The organism is Staphylococcus sp. URHA0057 (assembly GCF_000620265.1).
GTDB lineage: Bacteria > Bacillota > Bacilli > Staphylococcales > Staphylococcaceae > Staphylococcus > Staphylococcus pasteuri.
The window spans coordinates 1-11,614 of record NZ_JHVS01000012.1 but is presented as its reverse complement, the minus strand read 5'-3'; the positions used below and the strand labels follow the sequence as shown (position 1 = coordinate 11,614).

Genomic DNA, 11,614 nt, shown 5'->3' with positions numbered 1-11,614 from the left:
AATGTGAACGAAAGAAGAGGATACGACATGGAAGATTACTCAGCATTGTTACAACCTATTCAATTACCTAATGGTTTACAACTTAACAATCGATTTGTTTTATCACCGATGACAACTAATTCATCAACGAAAGAAGGACATATCACCGATGAAGACTTACGATATGCTGAAAGACGTGCACATTCAGCAGCATTACAAGTGACGGGTGCTGCGTACATCGAACCTTATGGTCAACTATTTGAATATGAATTTAACATTCAGGATGATGCGTGTATTCCAGGTTTGAAAAAAGTTGCTCAAGCAATGAAACGAGAAGGCAACAAAGCAATTATACAGTTAGCTCATGCAGGACGTTTTTCGAATCAAGCTATTCTTAATTACGGACAAGTATATGGTCCAAGCCCTATGACATTACATTCACCCATCAAACATGAAGTATTAGAAATGTCACAAGAAAAAATTCAAGAGGTCATTCAACAATATGCAGATGCGACTTCAAGAGCTATTCAAGCGGGCTTTGATGGTGTTGAAATTTCTATAGCACAACGATTGTTACTACAAACATTCCTTTCTACCTTTTCCAATCAACGTCATGATAAATATGGTGTAGATTCACTGGAAAACCGTACACGATTTTGTTTAGAAGTGATGTCAGCTGTGCAACAAGTAATAGATGAAGAAGCGCCTGAAGGTTTTATATTAGGTTATCGTGCTACACCTGAAGAAACACGCGGTAGTGACTTAGGCTACACGGTAGATGAATTTAATCAACATCTAGACTGGGTAATGGAAGTTGCTGATATACAATATTTAGCTATCGCAAGTTGGGGACGTCATATATATCAAAATACGACACGTACACCTGGCGAGAACTTTGGACGACGTGTGAATCAAGTTGTCTATGAACATTTAAATGGTAGAATTCCTATGATTGCTAGTGGTGGTATTAATTCCGTTGAAACAGCTTTAGACGCATTACAAAATGCAGATATGGTAGGTATGTCATCACCATTTGTGACTGAGCCAGATTTTGTTAGTAAGTTAAAAGAAGGTCACCCTGAACAAATCAATTTACACGTACAACCGGAAGAATTCGATGCATTAGCGATACCACATGCTGCATTCAAAGATATAGTGAAAATGATGGATTATGGAGAAGGATTAAAAAAACAAACTCGCGATGAGCTTCGCAAATTAGAACAAAACTATGATGAATAATCTTACATGATGAGATGAAAAGGTATAAATATCGTAATCAAGTTATTTATACCTTTAAAAATGATAAAAAAGATATGTTTAATGAGAGTGAAGCATGCTATAATAACTTATGTCTTAATTGATAATAATTCTCATTTAAAATATAAGGAGTGACAAATGTGTCTATCAAGGTAAATAAATTTGATGGCAGTCTCGTATTAGCTGCGTGCTTTGCAGTGTTAACATATTGGATGTTCGCACAATCGTTTATCAATATAGGTTCTAGTGTGCAACAAACATTTGATACAACGGATGCAACTAAAAACTTATCTATCAGTCTAGTAGGCTTTGTAACTGGTATATTTATGGTTTGTGCAGGGGATGTTGCCGATAAAATAGGAAACTTAAGAATGACGAAATTAGGCCTATTATTTAGTATTATTGGTTGTTTAAGTCTGATTAGTACGCATATTACTGCGTTTTTAATTATTGGACGTGCATTTCAAGGTTTATCAGCGGCGATTTTATTACCGTCGACGATAGGGTTAGTTACAGATCATTTTAAAGGACAACAATTACGTAAAGCATATAGCTATTTAATGATTGCAACGGTAGGTGGTATAGGACTTACATCATATGTGGGTGGATGGTTATCTGGTCACTTAGGCTGGCAATCTATATTTATAGTTTCTATCGTGTTATCAATCATTGCTTTAATAATATTACGAAATAAACAAGAAGCACCTCGAGAAGAACGTAATCATCAACCATTTGATTATGTTGGTATGGTGTTGTTTGGCATATTTATCGCGGCATTGATGATTCTAATGACTCAAGGATATACATACGGCATTGGGAAATTCACAATCACACTTGTCGTTATTATTGTCATTGCATTATTAATATTTTATTTTTATGAAAAGAAAAAGACAGTACCGTTTATTGACTTTTCAATTATAAAAAATAAATCATTTTTAGGAGCAACGATTAATAACTTTGTTGTTAATACTGGTACAGGTACAACAGTTGTATTTAACAGCTATGCTCAACAACAACTTGGCTTAAACGAAGCACAAACGGGATTAGTCATCGTACCTTATACAATTATGGCGATACTGATGATTCGTTTCGGTGAGCTTGCGATTAAACGTTTCGGTGGTAAAAGTATGTTAATTGCCGGTCCACTATTCCCAACATTAGGAATCATTTTAATTAGTATGACGTTCTTTGTGCCACATTGGTATGTTGGAGTAGTAGTGGTAGCGTTTGTGATATGTGCCATTGGTAACGGCTTAGTTGCTACACCTGGTCTAACTGTTGCAGTATTTAATATGCCTGATGATAAAGTAAGTTTTGCCACTGGTTTATATAAAATGGGAGCAACGCTTGGTATGGCATTTGGTGTTGCAATTAACACCACAATCTTTACTGTTTGTTCGCAATTTTATCCAGTTGCCACTGCTGCATCGATTTCATTCTTAACAGGTGCAGTTATGATGGTATTAGGTGTTATTTCTGCGTTCATACTTATTCCAAAAAATGTAAAAGCATAATAACAAATAATATTAAATTAGGCAGTATTGATACAAATTAAAACGTATCAGTACTGCCTTTATATATGCTATATATTAATTTAAAGACGTTGTTGAAATGCCTTGTATGGGTTCATAAATAATTAAATCATGTTGATTTAAAAGATCTTCATTGAGCTGTAATTCTAAAATTTGATTAGATTGATAGTATTTGACGTACATCGTTTTAGTACTTAAATTAAATACAGTTTGATATAGCGTATAGTAAAAGTCACTGCCTATAGGACGCACAGCTCCTTTTGGAATGCTCACTGTGTCTAAAATTCTAAAAGCATCTAAGATAGGATTATCGTTTGGTGATGGTTTAAGATGACGTGTTAAATAAGCAGCACGGACAAATCTTTCAGTTGATGTATAACCACCAGGTAAGCCGTGTGTACCGCTTTCTGCTCCTAAAGGTTGTAATGTAGCTCCATTGGTTAATTGAGATTGTGGTTGATAAGGTGTGATATTAATATATTGTTTGAGATTCTCATAATGCCAATTTAAGTCTGGATGATTCGTTAATACGCCAATTGGATTATCACGAACTACCATACGTCCGTCTTCAAAAGTGATTTCTGCAGAACGTCCAGTTGCGTCGGATACATGATAATGAAGCGGTGGGACGTCATTAATATCATTAAGTGTTACGGCGACGACATTAACTTTGCTTGTATGTTGAATGAGTTCTTCAATCGTTTGATGATATCCAAGTACCCAAATTAATACATCATTTTGAGAAATATTAATATAATCGTCTAGTATTTCTGAAGCGTAGGTGCAATAATCTCTGTCGTATTGTGTAGAAATAGCAAGACCATGTTCATTCATGCCATCACCAAACATAAAGCCTTCCATGTCACTTCCTATGCCGACAAAACCATATAAAGTAGTACCTTGATAATCAGCGCGAGACTCCCAAGTATAATGACGAGGCAGTATTGCTGGATGACCTGTTAAAGGCCAATCATAATCCATTGTTCGACCTAAAATAGTCTCATTTTGATAAGACTGAAACGTAAAACCAGTACACATTAAGCAAACCTCCACATCTTTTAATTGATAACTATTATCAATTATATTCTTGATAAACATTTAATTCAATGAACTTGCAAAATAAAAAAGGACCACATTTTTTTAAATGGGTCCAATCAATAATTATTTATGCGTGAGCGTGTTCTGGTACGTCTTTAAAGTTTTCTAAACGACGATTCCATTCTTCATCACTAATGTCATGAGTTGCTACATAACGGTTACGTTCATGTTTAGCGCAATCATATGAACAAGCGCCTAAATATTTTTCTTCGTTTTCTTCTGAAACAAGAATTTGTTTATTACATTCTGGATTTGCACAATTAATGTAACGTTCACAAGGTGTGCCATCAAAATGTTCTTTACCGACAACCGTTTTTTCAACTTGGTTAACATCTACACTAATACGTTCATCGAAAACGTACATTTTGCCATCCCAATATTGGCCTTTAGTTTCAGGATCTTTACCGTAAGTAGCGATACCGCCATGTAATTGACCTACGTTTTCAAAGCCTTCTTTAACTAACCAACCAGAGAATTTTTCGCAACGAATACCACCAGTACAATATGTCACGATGTTTTTACCATCTAATTGATCTTTGTTTTCACGAATCCAATCTGGTAAGTCTCTGAAACGTGTAATATCTGGACGTACTGCACCACGGAAGTGTCCTAAATCAAATTCATAGTCATTTCTAGCATCTAAGATGACTGTATTTTCATCTTCAAGTGCTTCTTTAAATTCTTTAGGTGAGTAATATTTACCAGTTGTTTCACGTGGATCTACATCGTCTTCTAAATCAAGTGCAACGATTTCTTTTCTAGGACGTACGTGCATTTTTTTGAAAGCATGACCTTCAGCTTCATCAACTTTGAATGTCATATCTTTAAAACGTTCGTCTGCATGCATATGTTCCATATATTTATCAGTATCTTCTTTTGTACCTGATAATGTACCGTTAATACCTTCTGTAGATACTAAAATACGACCTTTTAAGTTATTGTTTTTACAAAACTCTAAATGTTCAGCTGCAAAAGTTTCGGGGTCATCAATAGTTGTATATTTATAATATAAAAGTACTCTATAATCCATTCTTATTCTCCTCTAAATATTAATCTAATTATTTCTACATCATATATGATTATTTATCATTTGTTTCGTTAATGTCTGTGCATTTTTTTATACCATTATAATATTGTACCAAAATTAGCAAATGATTCAATATCTCAGCTTATAAATTAAAAATGATTATGTATTATTTTATATATTAAATTTTAAAATGAGTTAGCCATTCAATGACTTTAAAAATAATTTCAGATAAAATAGGAGTGATTAATATTAAAGAAAGAAGGGGTATGGATATGGAACAAAATGGATTACCAACATTAAAATATGAAGGAAAATCAGCAAGTGTCGCACCGATTGTTTCTGAAAGTGAACTTCAAACAATTACGGCTGAACCATGGGTAGAAATTTCCGATAAAGGACTACAACTTGAAGGACTACAGTTTGATCGTGATGGTCAATTATTTTTACTAGATGTTTTTAAAGGTAATATTTTTAAAGTAAATCCCGAATCTAAAGAAGTAACACGTCCATTCCAATCAGAAAAAGACAATCCAGCAGCAATTAAAATTCATAAAGATGGTCGCTTGTTTATTTGTTATTTAGGTGATTTCAAATCAACTGGCGGAATATTTGCTACTACTGAAAAAGGGGAACAGTTTGAAGAAAGTATTGCTGAATTAACTACTGAATATTGTATTGATGATATGGTGTTTGATAGTAAAGGTGGATTTTATTTTACAGATTTTAGAGGGTATTCAACTAATCCTCAAGGCGGTGTATATTACGTATCACCAGATTTTCAACATGTAACACCTGTGATACAAAATATTAGTGTTGCTAATGGTATTGCTTTAAGTACTGACGAGCGCACTCTTTGGGTAACTGAAACAACTACTAATCGTCTACATCGAATAGACTTAGAAGAAGATGGAGTGACGATTGCACCATTTGGCGCGACGATTCCATATTATTTCACAGGTCATGAAGGACCAGACTCATGTTGTATAGATAGTGATGATAATTTATATGTAGCAATGTATGGGCAAGGTAGAGTATTAGTATTTAATAAAAAAGGCTATCCGATTGGACAAATATTAATGCCAGGTCGAGATGAAGGTCATATGTTACGTTCTACACACCCTCAATTTATCCCTGGTACAAATCAATTAATCATATGTGCGAATGATATAGAAATGGGTGGCGGTTCTATGTTGTATACAGTTAATGGATTCGCAAAAGGCCATGACAGTTATCAATTTCAATAAGAAAATAGATTAAGTTAACGGGTGAAAAATATGTATGAAGACTATGAAAAATTGGATTTTGTAGATTTAATGAGTGAACGCCATAGCCATTTAAGAGGGATAGTTGAAGACTTAACGAACCAAGAAATACCAGATAGAAAATTATCAAGTTCTGAGTGGTACGTTATTTTTAGAATTTATAAAAAGCAATTAAGTTTTGTAGAATTAAATCAATCAGTGAATTTATCACGTCAAGCCATTCATAAAGTTGTAAATAAATTACAAGATAAAGAAATAGCTGTTATAAAAGATGTAGAAGGTAATAAAAAAGAGAAAAGTGTACAGCTCACTAAATATGGAGAAAAATGTTATGAACAGTATTTAAAAATTAATCAACAATTAGAATCGCATATTGAAAAACAACTTGGTACTGAAAATATGAAAACCTTAAAGAAACTTTTAAGTGAAGATTGGAACTTAAAGGAGTTTAAAAATAACTGAATATATCTTTTGTTAATTAAACTGTTGAATTTACACAGATTGTAGTTCAACAGTTATTTTACGTCTTGTTTTTGTCAACTAAGTTGACAAAAATAAGGCGCATTTGCTAAAGTTAGTGCTAATGCTTTGAAAAAAAGAATGTTATAAGGGAAGAGGTATAGAATGACGACTCAAGTAAAAGTAAAAAGTCCCAAAATGTTTGCTTTTGTATTAATGATAGGTGGATTTATGGGAATGTTTAGTGAAACAGCATTAAACATGGCATTAACAAATGTAATGAGCGATTACCATGTTAGTGCTGTTTTAGCCCAATGGTTGACTACAGGATATTTATTAACGATGGCATGTATGGTACCCGTATCTGTCTATTTAACTAAATGGTTTAGCACAAAAAAATTGATAACATCAGGTATTATATTATCTCTCACAGGGGTTGTAATTGCTGCAATAGCACCTGCATTTTCCTTTTTACTATTAGGTCGTATTGTCCAAGCGTTAGGTACTGGAATTATTCTGCCGTTAATGGTTACAGTGTTAATGCTTATATTCCCCATTGAAAAAAGAGGGGTAGTTATGGGGATTATGGGACTTGTAATGACTGCAGGACCAGCTTTAGGACCAACTATTGCTGGTATCATCATTTCATCTCTTAGTTGGCACTATATTTTTTGGATTAGTGCAGTATTATATGTCGTTATTTTAATTATAGCTATCAATAAAGTAGAGAATGTTTCAGAAATTACGAAACCGAAAATTGATATATTATCTATTATTTTATCGACAATTGGATTTTCTGGAATAATTTTTGGATTAAATATGATGGCAGAACAACCATTCATGAATATAGTTGTTTGGGGACCGTTGTTGATTGGTATTCTTGCATTAATAGTCTTTGTTAGACGTCAATTTACACTTAAATCTCCAATGTTAAATTTAAGAGTATTTAAATATGGCATGTTTAATTTAGGGGCTCTTATGGTTTTTCTTGTTATATTATGTATTCTAGGATCAGGTATTATTCTACCGATATATATCAAGGGATCGTTAATGTTTAGCGCTATTATGGCGGGCCTTATCTTATTACCAGGCAATATTATGAATTTAATTTTGTCCCCTATAATAGGTCAATTATTTGATAAATTTGGGGCGAAAATATTTGGTATATTTGGTTTTGTTATTTTATTTATTTCTATGTTAATCTTCGCTTTTACCATATCAGCGCATACACCAGTTTGGGTGATTATCTGTAATTTCATGTTAATGTTTATAGGAATAACAATGATTATGATGCCTGCTCAAACAAATGCACTAAATCAGTTACCAAAAGAATTATACCCGGATGGTTCTGCAACGATTACTACATTAATACAAGTGGCTGGTTCAGCTGGTACCACAATTGCTATTACAATATATACTATTGCAATGAAACATTTTTCAGAAACTCATGAAAAAATATCAGAAACAATATTAATAGAACATGGAGCAGAAAAAGCATTCTGGTATTTAGTAGTCTTAGCATTCATTGGTTTAATTTGTTCATTATTTGTTAAAAAGCCAAAGGTAGATAATTAAGAAAAATAAGTATTAAGGTTTGTATACTAATTTAAGTGTGCAAACCTTTTTAGTTATAAAATAAAAAAACGTCTAGGTTTATACCCAGACGTTTTAAAAAAATATATTTAAATTAGTCTTGTACGCTGAATTCTGCTGAAGCTTCGAATTTAACGTCTTTACCTAACATTACGCCACCAGTTTCTAATGCTTGGTTGAAGTTGATGCCGTATTGTTCTCTGTTAATTTTACCAGTTACGATGAAACCAGTAACTTGTTCGCCGTTCATAGGGTTTTTACTTACGCCATTGAATTCAACGTCGAATTTTTCTTCATGAGTTTCACCTTTAATAGTTAAGTCACCAACAACACTGTTTTCGCTGATTTCTTTAGTTACGAAAGTGATTTTGTCGAATTCGTCAGTACCGAAGAAATCTCCTGATTTTAAGTGATTGTCGCGATCTTCATTAGCAGTATTGATTGATTTTGGATCGATTGTTACTGTTGCTTTTAAAGAACTTAAGTCGTTAATGTCGCCTTCAACATTTACGTCAAATTGATCAAATGTTCCTTTAACTTTTGATACCATTAAGTGTTTGATTTGGAATTCTAAAGAACTGTGTACGCTATCGAATGTAAATTGAGTCATAATTAACTCCTCCGTTTTCTTTTTAATATATCATTTGTACTTGATATAAATAATATACTACACTATTTTTAGAAAAGCAAACTTTTTAATGCTTAAATATCTAAAAGTTTTAGGTTTTTTTCTACTTTAAAAGTATATTTATTAACAAAAAGTGTCAAATGATAAGAATAAAAAAGTAGAAAAATTAAAATACGGGAAAAATAAAAGTAAAGAGGTGTTTAAATATGACAATTTCAAGAGGTATTAATCATATTGGACTTACTGTTCCTGATATTGAAGAAGCAACACAGTTTTTTAAAGAAGGTTTAGATGGAAAAATTGCTTATGATAGCCAAACAAAATACGACAACCCTAGAGAAGGAGAATTTGTTGAACGTGTCTTAGGACTACAACAAGGTGCCAAAATTATTAAAAAAAGAATGATGGTATTTGGAAATGGGCCTAATATTGAACTATTTGAGTTTAAAGATGCGACACAACGTCAAACAGAGACATTGCAAGATATTGGCTATACGCACATATCTTTTTATGTAGATGACTTTGAGCATGCTGTAGAACAAGTTAAATCTGCTGGTGGCGAGCCAATTTCAGAACCACATTTAAATACACGTTATGAAGATACGAACGATAATCAAACAGTTTATATCAAAACACCATGGGGCAGTTTAATTGAATTACAAACGATTCCTAACGGATATTATTATCCTCCTGATAGTGAAACAGAAGCTTACATTCCGAACGAAATTAAGTGATGAGTTATGATTGTTCGAAAAAGGGGTATTAATAATATAAAGGGGTCGATGACCATGAATTTTATAAAATATATACAATCAGCAGATGGTACAAATTTGTACGGTAAAATTAACACGGTTAATAACTCAAAAGCTAATGTCATTATAGTACATGGTTTAGCAGAGTATCTTGATAGATATGATGAGTTGGCGGCTTTTTTGAACGATAATCAATTTAATGTTATTCGTTATGATCAACGAGGGCATGGTCGTTCAGAAGGAAAACCTGTATATTATAATAATGAAAATGAAATTATTGAAGATTTGGATGCAACCGTACAATGTGTGATGGAAAATTGTCCAGGTAACATTTATTTGATTGGTCATAGTATGGGTGGTTATGCAGTTACTCTATATGGAACGAAGCATCCTGGGCTTGTTGATGGTATTATTACTTCTGGAGCGTTAACGAGGAATCATTTAAATTTGTTTGGAGACCTTGATAGTAATCACCCTTATGATATGTATATACCTAATGAATTAGGAGAAGGCTTATGTTCTGATGAAGAAGTAGTTCAAATATATGAGACGGATGATTTAATTGCTGAAGATATATCAATGGGTTTAATTTATACTTTATTAGATGGTGTTAAGATATTGAAAGAAAATGCAGCATATTTTACTGAACCGATATTGATCTTGCATGGCAAAGATGATGGATTAGTAAGTTATCAAGATTCACTAGAATTGTATAATGAAATTGGTTCTAAACATAAATCAATACACATTTATGACGGCCTTCAACATGAAATATTTAATGAGTCATCATATAATAAAAATATTTTCCGGGAAATTGTTGAGTGGTTAACACGTGAAATTAATAAATAGAGTTAAAGGGATAATACATCAATGGCGATGTATTATCCCTTTTCATAAAATAGAGTTAATGTAATAAAACTTGAGTTACTAACATGCCACCACCGAACACAAGTACAAAGACAACCACTGGCCAAACGAAACGGAACCAATGAGAATAACGCATGTTAAGCATTTGTAATGTAGCCATGACTAAACCGGTTGGGGCTAAGAATAACATTGCATATTGACCAAATTGATACGCCGTAACAATCGTATATCTAGGAATACCCACCGTATCGGCTAATGGTGCAAAAATAGGCATCGCTAATACAGCTAGTCCAGATGATGATGGAATAATAAATCCTAGGAAGAAAAAGATAAATAGTAATGCGATAACAAATAATGGACCTTGAATATTTTCAACAAGTGATGAAGAAAAATGTAAAATCGTATCTGATATTCTTCCGTTATTTAATACTAAATTGATACCACGTGCTAACCCTATAATAAGTGAGACACCTACTAAACTTGATGCCCCTTTAACAAATTCATCTACAACACCTTGTTCTCCCAATCCTTTTGGACCTGTCGCAGCTAAGAACATAATAATAATGGTAAATATTAGAAATGCTGAAGCCATAGTTGGGAACCACCAACCTTGAGACATGACGCCCCAAACCATCACAGGGAAGGGTATGACAAATAGTAATAAAATTAATTTCTTACGTGTAGTAAATGTTTGTTGCTGAGTATCATGCTCCATGACAGACCATTGTTGATTAAATGTATCTTTATCTTCATAACTATATGAGGCCTCAGGGTTCTTTTTAATCTTTTTACAGTACCAATAGAGGTAACCTATAACAAACATGGCTCCGATAATACAACCGGCAACACGCCAGTACAATCCTTCAGCAAAAGTTGTGCCAGCTGCATTAGAAGCGATAACCACTGAAAATGGATTGATTGTTGAGAATGTTGATCCCATAGAACTCGCCAAAAAGATAGCTCCTACACAAACAATAGAATCATATCCCATTGCGATAAATATAGGGACAAGAATAGGGTAGAAGGCTACAGCTTCTTCTTCTATACCACATAGTGTTCCACCAAGTACCATTAATATAGAAACAAAGAAGATTAAAAGAAATTCTCTCCCTTTTGTCTTTTGAGTCAACGCGAGAAGTCCGGATTCAAAAGCACCACTC

The 11,614-nt window shown here is 33.3% G+C and carries 11 protein-coding genes; 7 read left to right on the top strand and 4 right to left on the bottom strand.

Annotated elements, in window-relative coordinates; translation table 11 throughout:
* Positions 1-27: 27 nt before the first annotated feature.
* Positions 28-1,218: an NADH-dependent flavin oxidoreductase gene (locus N524_RS0108040; protein ID WP_029056211.1), complete on the top strand. Its 1,191-nt coding sequence runs from the start codon at positions 28-30 to the stop codon at positions 1,216-1,218.
* Positions 1,219-1,376: 158 nt separating this feature from the next.
* On the top strand, positions 1,377-2,750 hold the full coding sequence (locus N524_RS0108035; RefSeq protein ID WP_029056210.1) for an MFS transporter: 1,374 nt from the start codon (positions 1,377-1,379) through the stop codon (positions 2,748-2,750).
* Between the two features lie 75 nt (positions 2,751-2,825).
* Here N524_RS0108035 and N524_RS0108030 read toward each other — a convergent pair whose 3' ends face one another.
* Together N524_RS0108030 and trhO are read right to left on the bottom strand one after the other, a co-directional pair.
* Positions 2,826-3,806, bottom strand: a complete 981-nt coding sequence (locus N524_RS0108030; protein WP_029056209.1) for a choloylglycine hydrolase family protein — start codon at positions 3,804-3,806, stop codon at positions 2,826-2,828.
* 127 nt (positions 3,807-3,933) lie between these two features.
* Positions 3,934-4,896 carry an oxygen-dependent tRNA uridine(34) hydroxylase TrhO gene (gene trhO, locus N524_RS0108025; protein WP_029056208.1) on the bottom strand — a complete coding sequence of 321 codons (963 nt, stop codon included), beginning with the start codon at positions 4,894-4,896 and terminating at the stop codon, positions 3,934-3,936.
* 269 nt (positions 4,897-5,165) lie between these two features.
* Here trhO and N524_RS0108020 point away from each other — a divergent pair, with 269 nt between their 5' ends.
* The 3 genes from N524_RS0108020 (at position 5,166) to N524_RS0108010 (ending at position 8,189) form a co-directional block, all read left to right on the top strand.
* A complete protein-coding gene (locus tag N524_RS0108020) occupies positions 5,166-6,137 on the top strand; it encodes an SMP-30/gluconolactonase/LRE family protein (protein ID WP_037555665.1) in 972 nt (323 codons plus the stop codon).
* Positions 6,138-6,167: 30 nt separating this feature from the next.
* The gene (locus tag N524_RS0108015) at positions 6,168-6,617 is read left to right on the top strand and encodes a MarR family winged helix-turn-helix transcriptional regulator (protein WP_029056206.1); all 450 of its coding nucleotides are present in this window, start codon (positions 6,168-6,170) and stop codon (positions 6,615-6,617) included.
* A gap of 162 nt (positions 6,618-6,779) precedes the next feature.
* Entirely contained in the window at positions 6,780-8,189 is a 1,410-nt protein-coding gene (locus N524_RS0108010; RefSeq protein WP_029056205.1) for a DHA2 family efflux MFS transporter permease subunit, read from the top strand.
* A gap of 112 nt (positions 8,190-8,301) precedes the next feature.
* Here N524_RS0108010 and N524_RS0108005 read toward each other — a convergent pair whose 3' ends face one another.
* A complete protein-coding gene (locus tag N524_RS0108005) occupies positions 8,302-8,817 on the bottom strand; it encodes a YceI family protein (RefSeq protein WP_017637283.1) in 516 nt (171 codons plus the stop codon).
* A gap of 224 nt (positions 8,818-9,041) precedes the next feature.
* On the opposite strand from N524_RS0108005, the gene N524_RS0108000 reads away from it, so the two are divergent.
* Positions 9,042-9,569, top strand: a complete 528-nt coding sequence (locus N524_RS0108000; protein WP_029056204.1) for a VOC family protein — start codon at positions 9,042-9,044, stop codon at positions 9,567-9,569.
* 54 nt (positions 9,570-9,623) lie between these two features.
* Positions 9,624-10,436 (top strand): alpha/beta hydrolase, encoded by an 813-nt coding sequence (locus N524_RS0107995; RefSeq protein ID WP_017637281.1) that lies wholly within the window; start codon positions 9,624-9,626, stop codon positions 10,434-10,436.
* A gap of 55 nt (positions 10,437-10,491) precedes the next feature.
* Here the strand turns inward: N524_RS0107995 and N524_RS0107990 are convergent.
* On the bottom strand, positions 10,492-11,614 hold a 1,123-nt coding region (locus tag N524_RS0107990), incomplete at its 5' end, for a YfcC family protein (RefSeq protein ID WP_029056203.1).

Bases quoted from the DNA above. Each gene is read 5' to 3' on its own strand.
- N524_RS0108030 (WP_029056209.1), bottom strand. From the start codon at position 3,806: ATGTGTACTGGTTTTACGTTTCAGTCTTATCAAAATGAGACTATTTTA.
- N524_RS0108015 (WP_029056206.1), top strand. From the start codon at position 6,168: ATGTATGAAGACTATGAAAAATTGGATTTTGTAGATTTAATGAGTGAA.
- N524_RS0108040 (WP_029056211.1), top strand. From the start codon at position 28: ATGGAAGATTACTCAGCATTGTTACAACCTATTCAATTACCTAATGGT.
- N524_RS0108005 (WP_017637283.1), bottom strand. From the start codon at position 8,817: ATGACTCAATTTACATTCGATAGCGTACACAGTTCTTTAGAATTCCAA.
- N524_RS0108010 (WP_029056205.1), top strand. From the start codon at position 6,780: ATGACGACTCAAGTAAAAGTAAAAAGTCCCAAAATGTTTGCTTTTGTA.
- N524_RS0108020 (WP_037555665.1), top strand. From the start codon at position 5,166: ATGGAACAAAATGGATTACCAACATTAAAATATGAAGGAAAATCAGCA.
- N524_RS0107995 (WP_017637281.1), top strand. From the start codon at position 9,624: ATGAATTTTATAAAATATATACAATCAGCAGATGGTACAAATTTGTAC.
- N524_RS0108000 (WP_029056204.1), top strand. From the start codon at position 9,042: ATGACAATTTCAAGAGGTATTAATCATATTGGACTTACTGTTCCTGAT.
- trhO (WP_029056208.1), bottom strand. From the start codon at position 4,896: ATGGATTATAGAGTACTTTTATATTATAAATATACAACTATTGATGAC.